The following is a 19,628-nucleotide window of genomic DNA, read 5'->3' on the forward strand; positions in this document are numbered from 1 at the left end:
CATTCAAGCATACCAATAGTACAATTTATAACTTGTCAAAATCGGAGTTTTGTGCTTAGTCTTACTTATGATATGGTTGAAGCATAAGTATACAGAAATGGAGTGTACCAGGATGAGCAAGAACAGAGTATGGAACAGAGGCAAGCATAATGGTGCCGGACTGTCCAAGAAAGCCCCGGCCGCCGTGGAATCTGAGGTTGGTGCCGAGACCGCAGCGCCAGAGGACCACAGCGCCGAGGTTATTAACGAGCGGATTGATACGGTGAAGCCGATGAACCGCAGCAACTGGGTCACCCGGCCCGCCCGCGTAAAGCCGCAGAACCCGGAGCGTAATAAGAAGTAACTCAACCGCTGACATGCACCGCATTCCATGGAAGCCAACACAAACGGCTACGCCGTCCTCTTAAGGACAGCGTAGCCGTTTGTGTTTGACTACACGGAGAACCGAGCACTTTTGGGACAGAGAGTTCCGGCTAGGTATCAGCTACAAGGATTTAGACAGATGATCCGGCACATACCTGTTCTGCCGCATTAGCTCCCGTACAACCTTCAGCGTGTTCCGCTGAACCGGGACACCCGTTGTCCGGTGCAGCTGAAGCCAGCGCAAGGCAGCCAGTGCCTCGAAGAGCTCCAGCTCTGCCGGGCTATAACTGCTTATGGCGGCAAAGGCTGACCGGTAGACGCTGGCATTCCGCTCCGACAAATACACTCTAAAGAGCAAAATCGACCACGCAATATCATACCTCGGATCGCCAAGCTGGACATTGGTCCAATCGATAATGGTGAACGTCCCGGAGGCCTCCAGAATATTGCCCAAATGATAATCGCCATGAATAAGCTTAAGAGCGGTCAGTCCGGCCTGCTCTGCCAGCTCCTGTGCCAGCGTTCGGATCTCCGGCTGCTCCGCCCAGGCAGGGAAGAAGTAATCTGCGAAATCATAAGCCGGTACCTTCAAACCGCTGGAAGAATCGATCTGCAGCTTATGTACATCGAGCAGATTGGCTGCTATGGCTGTAAGGCTGCCGGCACTTACCTTCTTGACCGGTATACCATCGAAGCTGGTTAACAGCACCTGATGACCCTCAGTGTCGAGCCCCCAAGCATACGGCCGTGAGACCGCGCATCCCTGCCGGACCAGCTGCTCCAGCACTTGATACTGGATCGAGACGTCCGGCCTGGACTCGCGGTTCCAGATTTTCAGCACAAGCTTCCTATCAGGCAGTGTAATTCCGCACACCTCTGCTTCCAGCCCCCCCTTCATCGGGGCAACGACCGCCTCTTCCAGCCTTGCCAGCAGCCGCTCGCTCTCTGCACTCTGCTCTTGCCAGCGGACACTGCTTAGAACATTCTTCATTGTGATATAATCCCCTTTCGCTAGGTATAACAATTATATCAATGATATCCATTCGCTGGTATCCACCCTAATCACAAAAAAACCGCCTAAGGCCTGAACCAGCGCCCTACACGGTTATAAATATCTATTCTTACAGCTCCAGCGTCTCACCATATTCAAGCGCTGAGCCTCTGATCCCCGCTTCTTCCAGCGCCTGAACAAATGCCCCTGCATCCTGCCGGATTGGCGGGAAGGTGTTATAGTGAACCGGAAGCACCTGTCTTGCCCCCAACCACTTCGCCGCGATAAGTGCATGCTCCGGCCCCATGGTGAAATGTCCGCCGATTGGCAGAATAGCGAGGTCGATCTCATACAGCTCTCCGAACATTTTCAAGTCACCGAACAGCCCTGTATCGCCAGCATGCAGCAGTGTGCGTCCGTCCGCCTCAATAATGAAGCCCGCCGGTGTGCCGCCATAGATACTCTGTCCGTCTTCGAGGGTTATGCTTGAGGTATGGAAGGCATGGATCATCGTCGCCTTGGCGAAGCCCAGATCCACCGTCCCCCCGATGTTCATGCCAATCGTCTGCGCTCCCTTGGATTCAAGGTAACCGGCCAGCTCCACGATCGCTACAATCGGAACATTATTGCTCTTCGCAATCGGTGCAGCATCCAGAATATGATCCATATGGGCATGAGTCAGCAGCACCGCATCGGTCTTAATCTCCTCTACTGTCGTCACCGCCGCAGGATTACCGCTAATGAACGGATCGATAATCAGCGATTTGCCGTTCACTTCAATCTGGACACAGGAATGGCCGTGGTACGTAATCTTCATGGATATTCTCTCCTCTACATAATTAATTTCAATGGGAATGACGGGCTTAAATCGTGCAAAAACCTAAAGTTTACGTTACAATGACACCAGGTTGCTCTGAAGCCAATACCAGCAGTGCGATCGACCAATATAACACAAATAATTACGTTCGTTATTTTTTATGATATATTCATTTCTGCCAGCTGTCAAGAGAGGTGTGAAGAAGTTGCTGTCCGTTGAGAAAACCATGCTGTTTCTGTTATCCAAGGTGAGGCAGATGAGCGCCCAGCAGTTTGTCGAGATCTATGAACAAAGGGGGTACACCTCCACCTACATCCGCAATGCCCTATCCCGCTTGAAAAAAGAGGGCTATATTGCGTCCCCGGCACGCTCCTGGTACAACGTCACTGCCGAGGGCCTTGCTTACATTAGAGCGATTAACAGCAAGCCCGCCCGTTACCAGGAGCAGTGGGATCATACCTGGGATGTGGTGATGCTGGAAGTTCCCGAATCCGAACGCAAAAAACGCGACCTGTTCCGCACAGCGCTCGGTCAGCTTGGTTACGGGCTGCTCTATAACAGTGTGTACATCTCACCGTGGAACTACCGTGACGAAGTTGCAGCTCTGATCCAGAAGCTGGAGCTGGACGGCAAGGTATCCATCTTGCAAGGCCAATTCCAGGAAGGCTCCATTACACCGCTCAAAGCGCGGGCCATCTGGCAGCTGGACGACATCGAAGCCCTATACCTGAAGAAATCGAATTGGCTCCAGACAGAATTCGTTCCATCGTTGCAGGATGCACTACAGGCCGGACAACCGCTGCCGTTATTCCTGCTATATTTGCAGATGGGAGAGGAATTGAGCGGGCTGTTCATGGCCGATCCCTACCTCCCGGATGAGCTGCTGCCGGAGCATTGGCCCGGTAAAAAAGTTATCGCCGCAATGAACGAACATATGCGCAGAGCCGCGCAGGCGATTCCTGCGGATTCGTTCTATGCTCCGTTCGTCAGATAGCGCTTGTACGCCAAAGAGCAGCCCGGATTAAGGGCTGCTCTTGGTATATGCACTACTCTTCACGGCTGCCGGAAACCAGCAGCTCCCGGACCTCTTCCTTGTTCGTAAGCGGCGCACGGCAGGCGAAGTTACGGCAGACATAGGCGGTCGCCTCGCCGCGAACGGCCGGTTTGTCAGCCAGATGCGGCAGCAGGCGAAGCATCTCGTCGCCGTCCCCTTCCCAGTTGACGATCAGTGCCGCGTCCGGCAGATAGGCCTGCTGGACCTGGGCGAGCATGGCGTGCAGCGCGGGATCTTCTTTTTTGCCGGACAGGACCCATTCTCTGCCCCCCGAGACCATTCCCAGATGGGCCTGCAAATACATGGCATATCCCGGCGGATACTCCGAAGCAGCCGAAGCAAGTACCGCAGCGGTGCGCTCGGCTATCTCCTTCAGCTCCGTATCCTGGGTGATCACCGACAGCTTCCACAATAGCTTCGCCGCTACCGAATTCCCGGAGGGAATCGCACCGTCATACAATTCCTTCGAGCGGACCGGGAGCTTTTCCCCGTCATGACCAGTGAAGAAGAACCCGCCGCCTTCCGTATCACGGAACAGCTCCAATAGCCCGTCCTTAAGGGTCAGCGCCCGCTCCAGATAGACCGCCTGACCCGTAGCTTCATATAATTCACTGAAGCCCCAGATCAGGAAGGCATAATCATCCACATATGCGGGAATCGCCGCCTCCCCGTCACGGTAACGGGCCAGCAGCCGTCCATCCTCACGCCGCAGCTTATCCCAGATGAAGTCCGCTGCACGTTCCGCGGCCTTGGCGTATTCCGGCTTCTGGAGGGCTTTGGCTCCCCGGGCCAGCGCCGCAATCATCAGCCCGTTCCATGAGGTCAGCACCTTGTCATCCTTCAGCGGATGAATCCGCTGCTCCCGGTACTCGAACAGCTTCGCGCGCCATTCCTCCATTCGGGTCCGTAGACCCAGAGGGTTCATGCCCATACGCTCCGCAATCTCTTCCGGCAGCCCCTGGAGCAGATTCGGAATATTCTTGCCTTCGAAATTGCCCTCCGGCGTAATCCCGTACACATGGCAATACGAATGCATATCCTCCAGCCCCAGCGCTTCCTCAATCTCCTCACGGGAGAAGACATAGAACTTGCCCTCCACACCTTCAGAATCCGCATCCTCTGCGGAGTAGAACGCGCCTTCAGGCGAAGTCATATCGCGCAGCACATAGGTGAAGATCTGCTCGGCAATCTCCGCATACAACGGCTTCTCCGTAAGCTGGAATGCTTCAAGATAGACGTTCGCCAGGAGCGCGTTGTCGTAGAGCATTTTCTCAAAATGCGGTACCAGCCACTCCCGGTCCGTGGAATACCGCGAGAACCCGTAACCCACATGGTCGTACATTCCGCCCTTATACATCGATTCCAGCGTATGCTCGACCATCCGCAGCGCTTCCGGCTGATCATGGAGCTGGCTGTACGCCAGCAGGAACGACAGATTATGCGGCGAAGGGAACTTCGGCGCATTGCCGAACCCGCCGTACTCCTCATCGAACTGCCGCCGGTACAGCTCATACGCCTCATGCAGCAGCTCCGCGCCGGGAATACCGCCCGCAGCTTCAGGATTGTACGCATTCTTACGGTCAAGCGTATGCAGCTCAGCCAGCAGGTCATCGCCCAGCTTATCCAGTGCCGCTCCATCCTGCTCCCACTTCGTATGGATCTGCTCCAGCACATCCATCAACCCGATCCGCCCGAACATCTGCCGCTTCGGGAAATACGTCCCGGCATAGAACGGCTTCTTCTCCGGCGTCAGCAACACCGTCAGCGGCCATCCCCCGCTCCCCGTCAGCGCCTGACACACCGACATATACAGCGCATCAATATCCGGCCGCTCCTCGCGGTCTACTTTGATCGCAACGTAGTGATCGTTGAGGAGCTGGGCGACTTCGGCGTCCTCGAAGGATTCGCGCTCCATTACGTGGCACCAATGACAGGTCGAATAGCCAACTGATAAGAAGATTGGCTTGTTTTCGGCCTTCGCCTTTGCAAAAGCCTCCTCCCCCCATGGATACCAGTCCACAGGGTTGTGGGCGTGTTGTAGCAGGTAGGGCGATTTTTCATTCGCTAATCTATTGGGTGTTTTATGAGTCGTCACCAGGCGTCCCCTCATTTCGGATAATTTGGGTAAAGTGTTGTCTAGGGATAGTTTACCCAAATTGGTGGGGGAGGGCTCAGGCAAGGAGAAAAAGATACCTCGTTAAGTATCTTATACTTTGCTACTACTTATTTAGACTCTAACTACCCCCTCGTTAATCATCTAACCCTATACTCCTAAATCTTCTTATGCTTAACTCCCTATAATCTTGCTTTGAAAAGCTTTCTTTTTCGAGTAATCATCTTACAGTTACCTGCTCCTTTAATTCAATATTTATTTGTCAACACACTAATTATCCTTTATTTATTACATTGAAATGTTTCCTTAATTAATCTACACTTCATCGTATGTGAAAACATCATTTATAGAAATAGCCTTAACAAGTTCCACAAAGTGAGTTTCAATTTCTTCATTGATTGATAAATATGTAGCATCTACAGGCAAACCTGAGTATTCCATAATTTCTTTTATTAAACTCAGACAAACATTATAGATGTTTTTACCAGAATAAATTTTAGAGTCGTAAATTACTATTAGGTCTACGTCGTTAGGCCTCTCAGAAATTATATATGAACCAAATACATAAATATCTACATTTTCAGGCACCTTCCTGAGGCTTAGTGGTACTTTTTTCTTTTGCACTTTGTTTGTACTCCTTCGGGTTTTTAAAATTAAGCGCTCCCATAAATCCTGAATAATTAAACAGTGCGAGACCATTTTCTTTAGCCACTTTATATGCTTCACCGGTAGCTGCGTTCCAATTCCCACCGTATACTATAAAATCTATATTCCCAAACTCCTCAATAGCTTTAAATACTGCTGCTGCTCCCATTCTGTATTCATCAAGCAACAAAACTTTGTAATTCCCATCTTCATTAACTTTAATTGTAAATAAAATATCTTGCTCCCGCTCCACATGAATAATCTTTGTATGAGCTCTCATCACGTTACCAAACCAAACTATAGAACTATAGGGGACATTCCAGTTATTTTTCGTAGACATATTTATCAATCACCTCTGTGAATTTTTTCGGAAATCTTTTCGTATTCTCGATAACAGAGTAACAACTCTTTTCAAAAAATTCAGCATGAACTATAAAATCAATACAAATCTCATATTCGTCAATTTCAAAGATATCCTCATGGGCCCCAACGATAGATATAATCTTTTTATTGTTTGGCACTATTACTGATAATTTTATTAAATCCCAATAATCACTTATATTACTAATAGGATTTTCTCTTGCTCTAATAGACTCAGGACCAAATTCTTCCCACACCTTATGATTCTTTAATAATATCCTTTTTATTGCTCTTGCTAATTCATTTATAGTAGAATACTTAATAGTCTGCATATAATTATTAATTTTTTCTTCATGTTGTTGTTTCCAACCCTTAAGTATCTCAACTGGATAGATTCCCTCAGGCGCTTTATCTATTGTAGTATGATGAGTAGGACATAAGAGAATTAAATTCTCATATCTATCTTCACCGCCACTAGGTATGCCTCTGGGTCCATCAGGTTTCTTAGCAATTATATGTGCCATCTCACCTATGATAGTAGGACTATCTCCATCTAAAAATGGTATGCAATCCACCCCACATTTTGGAAAAGAACACCTGCCAGCAGCTAACCCCCACAATTTTTTTATATCTTTATCTCCTATACTCATGTCGACACCCCATAAAGTTAATTTAGGCTTAAATCTTTTATCCAAAATGTTATCCTTAGATTTACAAATAATATGTTCTTTTATTATACAATCAAATGGAATAATTTTACGATTAATTTTAGTTCACTTTCGAAAACAAAAACACTTACAAAGATAAGCAGAGGGCTTCTTAATAAACCAGTTTTGAAAACTCTTCAATTATTTTTCACTCATCTTCAAATAACTGTTTTTTGTACATCTTTGGAATATTAATATTATTATCTACAGACAAAAAACCGTCCCACTTTCTAAAAATTATCGGTGCATGCTTTTTCATTATTTTTCTAATCAGACTCTGTTGAGATGTAGATGTTAAAATTAAATATTGAATGTTAAGAAACAACAATACAAGAGTAACTAATGCACTTGATCCTAAAATAAATAGACTTAACATCCAAAAGTCCTTCGGAAATAAATCTTTACCTATTAAATTTGATGCTCCAGAAAAATAAGTTAAAAAAATTGAAATCCATACTATCCCTTTAAATGTTTCAAATAAAAAATTTATTATTTCAAAATAAAATTTCAGCCAGTAAGGTTTTGATTGAGTATACTGTTGCCAGTTAAAATCTCGATATAGTAGGATAGTTGAATTCTCATACTTTTCTTTCAACTTCAAAAAAAATTTAAAGTAAAAGTCCTTATAAAATTCCTCCCACAGTAGCTCACTTCGTTCTTTTTTAAATATATTGTACTTTTCGTTTAAACCGTAGAAGGTATTCAATAATTCCAAGTTTCCTATTTTATATATTAAAGTATCTCTTTCCAGATAATTCATAAAAAAAGAATCGATTAATTCTTCTTTTTCTCTAGACCTTTGCTCAGAGTTGATTTTCAGGAAATCATGATATATTGGACTGAAAACTTCTTTAAGGTTTTCTTCCGTGTAACGAATAAGTCTCTCATTAGTTTTTGACCGTACTCCAAAAAGATAACCAAGTACGGCTGAAAAAATCGCAGCAATTACTGGTAGGTACTTAATAAAATCAAATTCCATTGTCCACCTCAAATTATAGATTATTTACTTCATAGTCTAGAGCATAGCGATCGCATTAAGTTAGTAAAGCTATTCAATATACTCGTTCATCACTATCACTAATTCCTCATTATCTAGCCCTATCTACAATCGTAGCCTTAACCGCAAAGCCAATCCAGCGGTAAATTCTTTTGAGAATCCAGCTTCAGTTCGTTATACACTTTGGTCATGCATGCCTGTGCTTGTTCCATATCACCTGTTAAGCGATAGAGTGCAGTTAAGTGATGCGGGTTCTCGTATATTCCAGCTTTCTCCCTTAACTCCATTACTCGAATGACATCTTCAACCTCTTCAAACTGCCGCAGGTGAGGGAGTATGTGCTCTGAAATATCTTTCGTTATTCTTTGTTTAAGTTCTTCAACGTTAGAATCTGGGGTCAATTTGTATCAATTATCCATATTCGTTAGTTCAGTACCACGTATCTGTAGAAATGAACTTACGACTGTTGGAAAAGATGGTTTCGGGTATAATTCCTCCATATAGATTTCGGTATTGAAACAAATATGGGCAAAGTTATTGCCCCGCCTCATAAATCCTGCTCCTTTTAACAAGGGAGCAATGGTCTCCTTGATAACATCCTTAAGTACTTGCTGCATTCCCATGCTCCCCATCCTCCAAAACCTTTCAAATCCCCAAATTCTCATTCACATACAGCTCGCTAGGTTGAATACAATGCTTCCCTGCATGCAACAGCTCTGGCAAACGCCCGATGCGCTCAGCCAAACGGGACAGCTGTTGCTCATGGAAATAAGCTAAGCCCGTATGAATCCGGTCCTGGAAAGGTTCAAGCCATCTCGCTTCCAAGCTGTCCGCGCCGAAAAATACCCCGAGCAGTGAGCCAGCAGTTGCTCCGAAGCTGTCGGTGTCGTTGCCTTGCATGACCTGTTTGCATATCCCGTCACCGGCATTCTCTGCGAAGCGAAATGTATTGATTAAAGTGCCGATTTCCTGATACACCTGACAGTGGCTGTAATTCGCGTACTTCTGATGAATCCTCTGATAAGTGTCCAGCCAGTTATCTGCATTCGCTACGATCTGCAGGCAATCCGCAGTAATCTCATAGAATCGGCTCCTTCTAGGGACGAATTGTAGTGCAGTCTTTATTATTTCAAGCGGATCGCGCAGCACGTGTGCGGCAGCAATTGCAGCGGCAATGAACATAGTGGCATAGATTCCCGTCCGGCGATGTGTAAAACTGGCATCACGCCAAGCCAGCTCGGCCGCAAGAGCAGGTTGACCAGGGCAGGCATATCCGTAAGCATCTGCACGAATCGCCGCCCCGCATAATTCTGTATCTTGCACCAGAAAATCGGGCCAAGACTCTATTTCAGAATGATTGAATATTTCCCGGTCATGCTCCAAATAGCTAATCCCCGACCGAACCAGGATGGCCCTCTCTGGCCCCCATGTTGTACTTATCGGAAGATGATTTATCCATAAATCTCTTAGGTTTCTTTTCGTAAAACCCTTACCGAATTGCTCTAACGCCATCATTCCCATTAAGGTGTAGTTGATATCATCATCAGGTGCCACATAACGAATCCGCCCCCGTGTCGTCTCGAACCAGGACCAATGACGACGCTCTAACGCATGGAGAGCTTCTTCCGAAATATAATCATTCAGCGGCCATTCCCCCACAGCGGTTAACGCTTGACGTAATTCCGAGAAGGTGGGATTGACCTCGATCGGCTTGCCCAGCATTGAACCACAGACTGAAGCGAGGAAGCCTGCCTCTACACGCTTGGCACTGTCCTTCAGATTCAAGACTCCTATCTGGCCTAGAGGTCTAACCGGGTCGCATTCCAGCCATATCTCCTCCAAATCGTCCGGCTCGTAGTAAGGCCAATTGTCCCGCATTGGAATATCAGCCAAGCTATGGGCGAATTCCAGATAAGCATCATAGCTTGCAGGCAGCTGTTCCAATCGGGCTAAATAACCGGAGGTTTGGTGCCCCTGTGCAAATTTATTACGCAGAATCCCCTCTAATTGATGTTTTAGAAACGTTAGTGATGGCAGCATATTGTATCTCCTTTGCTCTGGTTATTATGTTGCTTCGCTTGTTTTATTTTGTTGTCCTTAATTAATTCCTCTAACTTTACACGTCTATCATCAGCCATAACATCACCTTCATTCACTCTAAACTATCCTCTTCACACCTGCTAAACATCACTTCAAAGTCACCGCTAGTTATCAAATGCGCAATCACCTCTTCAATCCGCTGACGACTGCACTCGTCCACAAGCACCATGTCACTTCCCCGAAAATACTTGCCGTGCAAGCACTCACCCGTTTGTTTATTTTTTTCAGCCAGTGTCTGAATGTTCTGGTATGTAAAAAATGAAGCCACCCACCTTGAGCCATCTTCAAACGTTACTATAGCATCCGTGTTACCATCAACGATGTTCCATTCCCCTTCAGCCCATTCTTCAGCTTCAATCCAAATAGAATACTTCATTTCATTCACCCTAGCCCCTCCCCAATCCTGCCTCACAAAATAAACACAACCGCAATCATCAAATACGAATACCGCACATTCTTTCTCAACATTATGTATATCGTTCCGTACAGCAGAGACATGAAGAACGCATAAACGCCCGTCGCCCCGCCCTGGAGCAGAATATGAATGAGGCCCCAAGTGAGCGCGAGGAACATCCCGCCGTAAGGTAGACCGTCTATTTTAAAGAGGGTTTCACCAAATTTCTGTCCAAAAGCAATCGTCAGCAGGATTAACGCAGCTTCGAACAAGTAATAGACATTCTGAAAAACGAATCTCACCACATCCTTGTACTCCTGAACCGGTTTAAAGCCTTCCCATACGATAGTTGTTGCTGCAATAGCGATCACCGAAACCACCACTGCGAGCAAGCTTCCCCTGGCGTCCGGTTTTGCGTTCAACCTCATGATGTCAAAATCGTATTTGCGCTTGGACAGCCTGATGAGGAATACGGCCATACTCCCCCACAACAAGCACGTAATTCCCCAGTGGATACATTGATGAATAAGTGTATAATCCGAACCTCTGACGCCCAAGACAGACGGCAAGATCATCGACAATACCACTTCCAGACCAAACCCTGCAAACGCATACAATGCTAAAGCCAGATAATCGCTAGCCCCAACCCTTTTCTCTGCCATCCCTGTGTTCCCCATGATCCTCATCTCCAGTTCAATTCAACTTCATTTGCCAAAAGCTCATCCAACCCGCCACGCACATCAATCTAGATTGCTATTCCCCCTCATACTTCCTCATAATCCCCCGCACACACGCCTTGGACCCGCTACGGATCTCAGGCGGCCCCAACACCTCACACTTATCTCCAAAAGTGAGCAGACGGTCGTAGCCATCATGCTCCAGCAGGATCATAATAAGCGCAATTAAGCGATCCATTTTCATCATGACCAACTCTAATCAAGTATGCCATACAGATGTCACCATTGGTAGATTATGCTTGCTTGGAATACACCAATCCCACGATTCAGGAGGTACATTGTCATGATTTCGACCAGAATTGAAACGAAGGAAGCATACCGCATCATCGGGTACAAGACGGCTATAAGTGAAGGTGCTAACCAATGGCAATCCTATGGATGCAGAAGTCGAAGTATGGGTGCCGGTGAAGAAGCGGAAGGCGGTTTGAGGACTCCACTAAGAGGAAATAAAGTTACGCTGTAGGTAGAAAGCAGCTTCATTGCGATGTAGCGCGTTGGATCAGCGGCACTCAGAATTTGAGGCGTGGCTGATCCAGCGCTCAATCACCTGCTCATGTCTAGCGGCTTTCGCGCTGACCAGCCCAGTACGTTAAGGTGCAAGCGTATAGGATGATAAACGCAACTATGATTAGGACAACGGGGATAACAAAATTAATGTTAAGTAGAGAGATCATATTGAACTGCACTACGGATAACAGGATAACGAACAAGAAGCTTGCTGTAATCATAAAAATCGACCAGGCACGCCGGTAAGATACGTCTTCTCTAACCTGCTGCTTCCCTCTGTGCATTCTCCAATATTCATATATGAACAGAAGTGTCCCTAACACCTGCATGATTGTAGGTATAAACACGATACTATAAGATTTATCTACATAGCGGTCTACGGTCCAACTGCTGTCGAAATGGACTGGGAGCTGGTCAGGAATCAGATCGTAGTTGCGCAGCACCGTTACAATACTAACAACAACAATAACAGCATGAATAAGGAACCAATGACTGGACAGGCCAACATTTCCTTTCCGAAATGCAGATTCCATCCCCATGACCGACGATTCGGGAGCAGCAGATTGCATAGACAGTACGCTTTTCATTTTCAAGTGATACCTAAAGTTAATAAGCAGGGAGATTACGAGCATGGCGAGTGAATAGGAGATAATGATCCAACTGATTCGCTTCGAATGTTCATCACTGTATATTAGGTACAGGATGCCAACAATGAATAACATGGTATGTAAAATAGCACTAATCCTGGCATATGATCTCCGCATCTGGCGCAGCGGCTCACTGTGGAATTGTTCAGTGCTGACGGTGACTCCGAAACTAATCGTCTCTTTTGTTAAATAAGTCATACTCACCATGATTATAATGGTAGGTACAAATACTAAGATAAATATTATAACAGGTAATATCGTCATATCATTCACCTCATTTACTGAAAAATTCACACTCTTCATATCTCCTGCTAATTCATCCCTATTGCTTCTTTAATTTGCGGGATCGATAAGCCTTTCGCTTTCAGCTCCTTTATCCAGAGAATACGTGCGACGGTTGCCTCTCTTGAATATCTGCGTGTTAAATTCTCTTCAGCCTGCTCAAAGGGCAGCATGCCTTCTTCGGTGTAATGTTTCAGCGTGCTATAACGGGAGCCTGTAATTCTTACCAGTTCACCTATTGACACATATTCTGAGGCCAGAATCGCCTCCATGGAACGTTGCCTGGACATGGATACTAACCCCTTTACAATGGGCGCTTCGGAACAAGACGCACACCTTGAATCGGCACTCTCATCATCACATAATGCGGTACCGCATCGTATAACAAATTATCGATTTTGAGGGTCGCAATGGATCCCTTCTCCATCACCTTAACATCATGTCCATAGGACTGTAACCTCGTAAGAACCGCATTTAGCCTTGTATCCGAATTATCGAACCAGGCCTCTGTCTCAATAAAGACAGCTTGTGACCGCTCAAGGACAGGGAAGATAAAATTAATACTGCTGCCCGCATAGGTCTTCATAATCTTCGACTTCGTTTGCAGAAACTGTTTGATCCCTAACTCAATTCCATGATGGATTTGAATCGGAAACAATGACTTTGCCCATACATTACTACGGTATAGATCGTGCATTCTGGTATTGATCTTTTCCAGTTCATTCTGTGAGAAGAAGTCATGCATATATCCACTCTCGCGAAGGAGCCACAGCAGGCAAATGATCTCATCCGTTACCGTTCCCTCCTCCAAAATTTCGGCTCGAAGGTTCTCTGTAATACTTGTATATACCCCATTGCTGCTGCGATAGGCTTTCATTTCAACGCCCGCTGAATCGAAGTACATGTCACTCCCTAACAGACTCGGGATCTCTTCCAGCAAATCCATTGCCTTTAGATCATCCGACATCGCGATTTCAAACTTCTTTAATTTTTTATTAGACAGCTTGGAAACTTGCTTCATCCACCAGCCCAGATCACCTTGCACCTCAGCCTGATTATGAAGCAAAGGGAATAGAACAGCTTCTCTATATTGCGTTGGACTGGATTGGTTAAGAACTTCTTTGTGTAAAATTAGCTCGTTATCTACTGGTGTAAAACATCCCTCAAAGTAGGCTTCCAAAATAACTGCAGCAGCCATAGCACGCAAAGACACTTTCTTTGCATTCGTCATGTAAAGACTGCTACTTTGACCATTTAATGCGATCAGCGCAAAACTCTGTGCTAATTTCAAATCCATCATAACCATCCACCCCTACCCATGATTTAGACAAGCTGGTTCATCATTCATGTGTATAAAGAACTTTTGACTTCGCAGCACTTATTACTTACTACTTATCACTTACTACTTAGTGTACGTCACTTGCTATTAATTGTCAATTCGAACCCGCTCGCATCATCAGACCAATTCATTAATAGCTGGCGTAAAACCCTCCTCTGCTCTATTACCGTATTATGTCAGATCTGTTGGAACCGGAACATGCCGTAAGTATGGCGAAGCGCTGTTAACCATATCATGGAGATGGTGCAAAAGAATTAAAGTCCTTTATAATGTAAATAAAGAGAGTGTTATGGAGGGGTACAAATGGCAGGTCCTAAATGGGTTTTAATCATTGACGATGAAGAGGATTTAGCTCGGCTGATGAAGACCGTTTTACATAAAGAAGGTATTCGGGACGTTGTCACTGCGGGGACCATTGCAGAGGGTTGGGACAAGTTTCAGGAGTATAAGCCTGAGCTAGTATTATTAGATATTATGCTCCCGGATGGAGAAGGCTATGAGTTATGCCGGAAAATGCGGGAAACGTCAAATGCACCAATCTTATTTATGTCTGCAAAGGATGAAGAAATCAATAAGCTTGTAGGGCTGGCGATAGGTGGCGATGATTATATTACTAAACCGTTCAGTCCCAAAGAAGTGGCTTATCGGGTAAAGGCACAACTGAGAAGGGCTGGCTTCACAGCGGAAAAGAAGGCTCCGAAAAGCTTGCAGGTTGGCCCCTTCGAGCTTAGTGCAAATGAGACAGAATTAAAGAAAAATGGCGAACCCCTTGTACTTACCGCCAAAGAGGTCGGTTTAATGAGCTGCTTTATGCACCATCCGAATCAGATCATAAGCAAAGAGACCTTGTTTGAACAGGTGTGGGGTGAAGATTTTTTTGGTTCCGATAATACTGTGATGGTACATATTCGGCGCTTACGCGAAAAAATTGAGGCTGACCCTTCAAAGCCCTCCTTTTTATTGACGGTCAAAGGGTTAGGATATAAATTACATACCCAGGGGTGAGACCAGTTGAAATGGAAATTGACATTCCGCTTTTTAAGAACGGTGATGACTATTGTTGTGATCGTTGGTTTAGTTAACGCCATTTTATTCCTGTTTCTGTTCTTTATACAGCTAAAGAATAATCATTTCGGCACGGAAGAAGCGTCTGCTGAAGCCTTCAGCCGGACCTTTTCCCAATATGTAGAATTACATTCAGGCAAACCTGTGGTGAACGAGGCAGGGCTGAAAAAACTACAAGAAATGAGTGCTTGGGTACAATTCTTGAATAACCATGGAGAGCAAGTAGCAGCTTTTTATACTCCCAAAGAATTGCAAACCGTGTATACCCCTGTTGAAATTATACAAATGTACAAATATAAAGAATTAGATGCAAGCACGACTGTTTTTGTCAGCTCAGCTCAAAGTTTCAGCTACTTTCTAGGGATTCAAAATCCAAAGATAGGCCGCTACGTAATGACCTATGATTATGCTAAACTCTTTAAAAACATTAATGTTTTTCTCATCCTGTTCCTTATCATTGATATGCTTATTGTCATCCTCATTGGATTTTTATTCGGGAAAAAATTAACAGCCCCACTACATACACTAATAGAGGGTATTCAACAGCTTAGGGAGCGGCGGTTTAAGAAAATGCCTGCTCCCAAAGGCGTTTATGAAGATGTTTTTCGAAATATGAATGAACTGTCTGAACAGCTCGACCGGCATGAAAAGGAACGTAAGCGTCTCGACCAAATGCGCGAAGAATGGATTAGCAATGTATCACATGACATGAAGACCCCCCTCTCTTCTATTCAAGGTTATGCAGAATTTATATACGACAGTGCCACAGACTTAACAGCCCAAGAATTGCAGGAATACACGTCAATTATTAAAGGTAAATCTATGTATATGAAAGACTTGTTAGATGACCTTAATTTAACGACGCGTTTACGTAATCACCAGCTATCCCTGCAATTCGAAGAGGTAAATCTCGTTCAATTTCTACGGGAGATGACGATTGAACTTTTGAATGACCCGGCATATGGGGAACGCCGGATAGAGTTCGAGGCAGATGTGCTTAAAGCCGTGCATAAAGCAGATAAAAAATTATTAAAGCGAGCATTCCTTAACCTTATCTATAACGCACTGGTGCATAACGATGAAAATGTTGTGGTAAAGATTCGAGTGGAAAGCATTAATCTTCATCACCAAATAACAATTTCTGATAACGGCCAGGGTATTCCTGCTAAAGATCTGGAACAGGTATTCGAACGCTACTATAGAGGTACAAATACAACGAGTAAGCATGGTACAGGGTTAGGAATGGCAATTGCCAGAGATATTATTTCGGCTCATGAGGGGAAGCTCGATTTGACGAGTGTTGAACATATAGGCACCACTATCACTATCGTCTTTTAGTGCCTTTAGCGGAATATCCTCTAATTTCACTTCATCATAGGATGACACTTGATTACCTTTTTTTACATAGATTTTCAAGTAGGCGCCTTTACGAAGATTTTTTTGGGCATTAAATTCAAGTGGAATTGTTGTACCTTTGGCATTGGTAGCCTCCAGTGAATACGAATAGGAAGTCATCACTGTTCCATCACTCAGTTTATATTCCTGGGGTACCCCATCCTCTGTTATTTGTAAATAGTAATCCTCGGCATTGAAGCGATTGAAGTCAATTTTTGCCAGAGCAAAGACACCAACTGCTCCTATAACAAATACAATACCAATAGTAATTAGAAATTTCTTCATCTCAATCATCCTTCTGTTCTATTATTTAGTGTGATCATACGATTATAAGAAGCCACGGTTAAGCAATAATACAGCCCGTAAATTGCGCAATAAGCAATCATCCAGAGTAACACAGGTTTTGCTAAATCCATCAGCAGCAGGCTAGAGAATGCTTTTAGAGCCACTACACTATGCAATAACCCTACTATAAGCGGTACAACAAAGATAACGAGCACCTGTGAGGCAATGGATTTTCGCATTTCTTTTGCACTGACACCCATTTTATGCAGCATATTGTACTGTGATTTATCTTCTTCTGCCTCTGTTAGAACTTTAAAGTAAATGATGCTGCCTGTTGCGGCCAGAAATACGAGCCCCAAGAAACTTCCGATAAAGAGCAGAGAACCTACGCTTTCTAAGCTTGTCTGGTAATCTTGAGGACCACTGGAGAACAGCGTTCCTTCCGGTAAGTGATTTGCAATTTTTTCAGATAATTCTAATGAGGCATGATTTACCCCAAGAATGCGATAGTGTAGCTCTTCTCCATCAGCCCGTAAGACTTTATACTGATCATCCGAGACTACTACTGTTATACCTGCTGTGCCTCTGTTTAATACGGATTGTGTTTCAAAGCTTTGAAAGGTGAGTAGCTGGCCGTTGCCTGTTGTAATTGTTTTCCCTGTATACAATGGTGAGATCCTTTGGTCATATCCGATATCTAAAATAACCGCGTAGCCCTCACTTACAGCTAATTTCTCTTTATGTTGTAGACTTGCTAATTTGTTGTATGTTTTTTCATCGATAACTGTATATTCTCTTTTGTCAGAGCTATCGTATGTTGAAGGCGAATTTAACTCTTTGGTATGAAACGAAATGGATAGGGCTTCGATATTCTCATCGTATGTTGTATCTGACAGGACAGCACTCACTTGATGATCCACCTCGGCATCCGTTGATTGATACATAAAGGTATTCGGATTGATGGTTTTCGCTGAGTCATTCGTATTGTAATACAGGCTATAGACTGCTCCACCAGCAGTTACTGTCGTAGCACTTAACACGGCAATCACCGTTAATGTCCGTGCATTCCCTCGGATACGGTAGAGCAGCTGCGAAATGGTTAACACATGCAGTCCCTTCCACAGCCACTTTTCATTTTTCTTAATCATTGCTAACACAAAGCCAGTAACGCTGTGGAACAATAAAAATGAACCTATAATGACTGTTATTAAAATAATTAACACGGTCATGAGAAATCCAATTGTCTCCCATACCTTAGAAGTGAAAAGATCCTGCATCGCGAGCCAATAGCCCAACACAATGAACAATACTCCCAGAACAGCTATTATCATAGATGGTTTAGGCGCCGCTTCCCCCTTTTTGGAAGCGTGAAATAAATCAATCAGCTTAAATTGATATATTAAACGATAGCCTTGATACGATGTCACTAAGAAAATAACCAGAAATATGATAGCAGTGTTCATCGCTGCCGCCGCTGAAAAGGTAAAGGGTGCTACGACGTCATAACCCATTAAATGAATTAAAATTGTCATAAAGCCTTTTGAACATAGAAACCCTAGAACAATCCCTACACTCAAAGAGAATAGCCCTAATAATAGATTTTCAAAAAAGAGCATCAAGCCTATTTGACGATTACGTACACCTAGTAACGCGTATAACGCCACTTCTTTTTTACGTTTTCTCATAAAAAATGAATTGGAATAGGCTATGAATATGAAAACGAATAAGATCAGGATGACCGCAGCCCCGCTCATCAGTGAATCTAATTTTTGGGATGAAGCTGTCTGTTCTGCTATCGTGTCGCTATATTTCAAGGTCACAAATGTAAAGTAAATCATGATACTAAAGACCATTGACGCTATATATAAAAAATATTGAGCAAAGTTCCGTGCTATATTCCGGCGTGCAAGACTAAATAACGTCATCACCCTCACCTCCAATGGCCGCATGGACATCTACAATCTTCTGGAAGAAGGCTTTGCGTGTCTGATCACGACGATAGATTTCTGTTGAAAATGAACCATCCTTGATGAAAATAATCCGGCGGCAGAAGCTTGCGGCAAATGCATCATGGGTTACCATCATAATGGTCGAATTGTTATTTTCATTTAAAAGACTTAAGCTTTCCAGTAAATCTGTTGCTGATTTGGAGTCAAGCGCACCTGTTGGTTCATCAGCCAAAATCAGTGCAGGCTCTGTCACGAGCGCTCTAGCCGCAGCGGTTCTTTGCTTTTGACCACCTGAGATTTGGTAAGGATATTTTTCAAGTAAATCTTCAATACCAAATACTTTAGAGATCCGGGTCACGAGCTGATTAATATCCTTCGCTGGAATTTTAGCAATCGCCAGAGGAAGCAATATGTTCTCCTTTACCGTTAAGGAATCGAGTAAATTGTAATCTTGAAAGATGAATCCGAGATTATCACGCCGGAAGTCTGACAAAGCCGCTTCCTTCAGATCATGAATACTCTGGTTCCTCATATAAATCTTCCCTTCAGAAGGAGAGTCGATGGTTGCTAACAAATTTAGCAAGGTTGATTTCCCCGCACCGGAAGGTCCCATAATCCCTACAAACTCACCTTCATGAATATCAAAAGACACGTTCTCTAACGCAGTGTAAGCAGCACTTAACTTCCCGTACACTTTTTTTATTTTTTCTACTTTTAATAATGGTTCCAATCATTTCACCTCTTAATTTGCTGATACTTATACTATAGACCGCGAAGCTTACAGCAAATTCATCCCAACCTTACAACAAGCTTAAATCCAGAAAAAGAGGTACCCCGCAGCCATTGAAGACTACGGAGTACCTCTTGCCATTGAATAGGAT

Annotated in this window: 24 protein-coding genes; 5 read left to right on the top strand and 19 right to left on the bottom strand. The window is 44.6% G+C overall.

The features are described 5' to 3' along the window. Positions 1-112: 112 nt before the first annotated feature. The gene (locus MHH28_RS09440) at positions 113-343 is read left to right on the top strand and encodes a hypothetical protein (RefSeq protein ID WP_341185341.1); all 231 of its coding nucleotides are present in this window, start codon (positions 113-115) and stop codon (positions 341-343) included. Positions 344-484: 141 nt separating this feature from the next. Here MHH28_RS09440 and MHH28_RS09445 read toward each other — a convergent pair whose 3' ends face one another. Further along, positions 485-1,354, bottom strand: coding sequence for a phosphotransferase family protein (locus tag MHH28_RS09445; RefSeq protein WP_405114221.1), 870 nt, complete (start codon positions 1,352-1,354; stop codon positions 485-487). A 130-nt stretch (positions 1,355-1,484) separates the two neighbouring features. After that, positions 1,485-2,171 (bottom strand): metal-dependent hydrolase, encoded by a 687-nt coding sequence (locus MHH28_RS09450; protein ID WP_405114223.1) that lies wholly within the window; start codon positions 2,169-2,171, stop codon positions 1,485-1,487. Positions 2,172-2,397: 226 nt separating this feature from the next. On the opposite strand from MHH28_RS09450, the gene MHH28_RS09455 reads away from it, so the two are divergent. Then, positions 2,398-3,165 (top strand): PaaX family transcriptional regulator C-terminal domain-containing protein, encoded by a 768-nt coding sequence (locus MHH28_RS09455; RefSeq protein WP_405114225.1) that lies wholly within the window; start codon positions 2,398-2,400, stop codon positions 3,163-3,165. A 52-nt stretch (positions 3,166-3,217) separates the two neighbouring features. Here MHH28_RS09455 and MHH28_RS09460 read toward each other — a convergent pair whose 3' ends face one another. From MHH28_RS09460 to MHH28_RS09510, 11 genes are all read right to left on the bottom strand, one after another. Next, a complete protein-coding gene (locus MHH28_RS09460) occupies positions 3,218-5,320 on the bottom strand; it encodes a thioredoxin domain-containing protein (protein WP_405114227.1) in 2,103 nt (700 codons plus the stop codon). A gap of 333 nt (positions 5,321-5,653) precedes the next feature. Continuing rightward, positions 5,654-5,962 carry a hypothetical protein gene (locus MHH28_RS09465; RefSeq protein ID WP_405114229.1) on the bottom strand — a complete coding sequence of 103 codons (309 nt, stop codon included), beginning with the start codon at positions 5,960-5,962 and terminating at the stop codon, positions 5,654-5,656. Next, the gene (locus MHH28_RS09470) at positions 5,919-6,323 is read right to left on the bottom strand and encodes a hypothetical protein (protein ID WP_405114231.1); all 405 of its coding nucleotides are present in this window, start codon (positions 6,321-6,323) and stop codon (positions 5,919-5,921) included. Before MHH28_RS09470 ends, MHH28_RS09465 begins: the two co-directional genes overlap by 44 nt. Then, positions 6,307-7,038 (bottom strand): HNH endonuclease, encoded by a 732-nt coding sequence (locus MHH28_RS09475; RefSeq protein ID WP_405114233.1) that lies wholly within the window; start codon positions 7,036-7,038, stop codon positions 6,307-6,309. Before MHH28_RS09475 ends, MHH28_RS09470 begins: the two co-directional genes overlap by 17 nt. Positions 7,039-7,198: 160 nt before the next feature. Continuing rightward, positions 7,199-8,029, bottom strand: a complete 831-nt coding sequence (locus MHH28_RS09480; RefSeq protein ID WP_405114235.1) for a hypothetical protein — start codon at positions 8,027-8,029, stop codon at positions 7,199-7,201. Positions 8,030-8,166: 137 nt separating this feature from the next. Beyond that, entirely contained in the window at positions 8,167-8,448 is a 282-nt protein-coding gene (locus MHH28_RS09485; protein ID WP_405114237.1) for a hypothetical protein, read from the bottom strand. A 6-nt stretch (positions 8,449-8,454) separates the two neighbouring features. Further along, positions 8,455-8,670 carry a hypothetical protein gene (locus MHH28_RS09490; RefSeq protein ID WP_405114239.1) on the bottom strand — a complete coding sequence of 72 codons (216 nt, stop codon included), beginning with the start codon at positions 8,668-8,670 and terminating at the stop codon, positions 8,455-8,457. Between the two features lie 22 nt (positions 8,671-8,692). Further along, positions 8,693-10,087 carry an ADP-ribosylglycohydrolase family protein gene (locus MHH28_RS09495; protein WP_405114241.1) on the bottom strand — a complete coding sequence of 465 codons (1,395 nt, stop codon included), beginning with the start codon at positions 10,085-10,087 and terminating at the stop codon, positions 8,693-8,695. A gap of 112 nt (positions 10,088-10,199) precedes the next feature. Continuing rightward, positions 10,200-10,523, bottom strand: a complete 324-nt coding sequence (locus tag MHH28_RS09500; RefSeq protein WP_405116968.1) for a hypothetical protein — start codon at positions 10,521-10,523, stop codon at positions 10,200-10,202. Between the two features lie 32 nt (positions 10,524-10,555). Continuing rightward, positions 10,556-11,218, bottom strand: coding sequence for a hypothetical protein (locus MHH28_RS09505; protein WP_405114243.1), 663 nt, complete (start codon positions 11,216-11,218; stop codon positions 10,556-10,558). A 76-nt stretch (positions 11,219-11,294) separates the two neighbouring features. Further along, positions 11,295-11,465, bottom strand: coding sequence for a hypothetical protein (locus tag MHH28_RS09510; RefSeq protein WP_405114245.1), 171 nt, complete (start codon positions 11,463-11,465; stop codon positions 11,295-11,297). 96 nt (positions 11,466-11,561) lie between these two features. Here MHH28_RS09510 and MHH28_RS09515 point away from each other — a divergent pair, with 96 nt between their 5' ends. Next, a complete protein-coding gene (locus MHH28_RS09515; RefSeq protein WP_405114247.1) occupies positions 11,562-11,741 on the top strand; it encodes a hypothetical protein in 180 nt (59 codons plus the stop codon). A gap of 94 nt (positions 11,742-11,835) precedes the next feature. On the opposite strand, the gene MHH28_RS09520 is transcribed toward MHH28_RS09515, so the two are convergent. The 3 genes from MHH28_RS09520 to MHH28_RS09530 are packed head-to-tail and all read right to left on the bottom strand — an operon-like array spanning position 11,836 to position 14,014. Beyond that, entirely contained in the window at positions 11,836-12,696 is an 861-nt protein-coding gene (locus MHH28_RS09520; protein WP_405116970.1) for a DUF1648 domain-containing protein, read from the bottom strand. 47 nt (positions 12,697-12,743) lie between these two features. Beyond that, positions 12,744-12,986 (bottom strand): helix-turn-helix domain-containing protein, encoded by a 243-nt coding sequence (locus MHH28_RS09525; protein ID WP_405114249.1) that lies wholly within the window; start codon positions 12,984-12,986, stop codon positions 12,744-12,746. A gap of 32 nt (positions 12,987-13,018) precedes the next feature. After that, positions 13,019-14,014, bottom strand: coding sequence for a hypothetical protein (locus MHH28_RS09530; RefSeq protein ID WP_405114251.1), 996 nt, complete (start codon positions 14,012-14,014; stop codon positions 13,019-13,021). Positions 14,015-14,356: 342 nt separating this feature from the next. Here MHH28_RS09530 and MHH28_RS09535 point away from each other — a divergent pair, with 342 nt between their 5' ends. Continuing rightward, complete coding sequence (locus MHH28_RS09535; protein ID WP_405114252.1) at positions 14,357-15,058, top strand: response regulator transcription factor; 702 nt, start codon at positions 14,357-14,359, stop codon at positions 15,056-15,058. A gap of 6 nt (positions 15,059-15,064) precedes the next feature. Continuing rightward, the gene (locus tag MHH28_RS09540) at positions 15,065-16,456 is read left to right on the top strand and encodes a sensor histidine kinase (RefSeq protein WP_405114254.1); all 1,392 of its coding nucleotides are present in this window, start codon (positions 15,065-15,067) and stop codon (positions 16,454-16,456) included. Here the strand turns inward: MHH28_RS09540 and MHH28_RS09545 are convergent. Genes MHH28_RS09545 through MHH28_RS09555 form a run of 3 tightly spaced genes read right to left on the bottom strand, consistent with a single transcriptional unit; the run spans position 16,355 to position 19,477 of the window. After that, positions 16,355-16,798: a YxeA family protein gene (locus MHH28_RS09545; RefSeq protein WP_405114256.1), complete on the bottom strand. Its 444-nt coding sequence runs from the start codon at positions 16,796-16,798 to the stop codon at positions 16,355-16,357. The genes MHH28_RS09540 and MHH28_RS09545 overlap by 102 nt on opposite strands. A gap of 5 nt (positions 16,799-16,803) precedes the next feature. Continuing rightward, positions 16,804-18,723 carry an FtsX-like permease family protein gene (locus MHH28_RS09550; protein WP_405114258.1) on the bottom strand — a complete coding sequence of 640 codons (1,920 nt, stop codon included), beginning with the start codon at positions 18,721-18,723 and terminating at the stop codon, positions 16,804-16,806. Then, positions 18,710-19,477 carry an ABC transporter ATP-binding protein gene (locus MHH28_RS09555; RefSeq protein WP_405114260.1) on the bottom strand — a complete coding sequence of 256 codons (768 nt, stop codon included), beginning with the start codon at positions 19,475-19,477 and terminating at the stop codon, positions 18,710-18,712. Before MHH28_RS09555 ends, MHH28_RS09550 begins: the two co-directional genes overlap by 14 nt. Between the last annotated feature and the right edge of the window lie 151 nt (positions 19,478-19,628).

This window comes from Paenibacillus sp. FSL K6-1217 (assembly GCF_045040735.1).
GTDB lineage: Bacteria > Bacillota > Bacilli > Paenibacillales > Paenibacillaceae > Paenibacillus_AQ.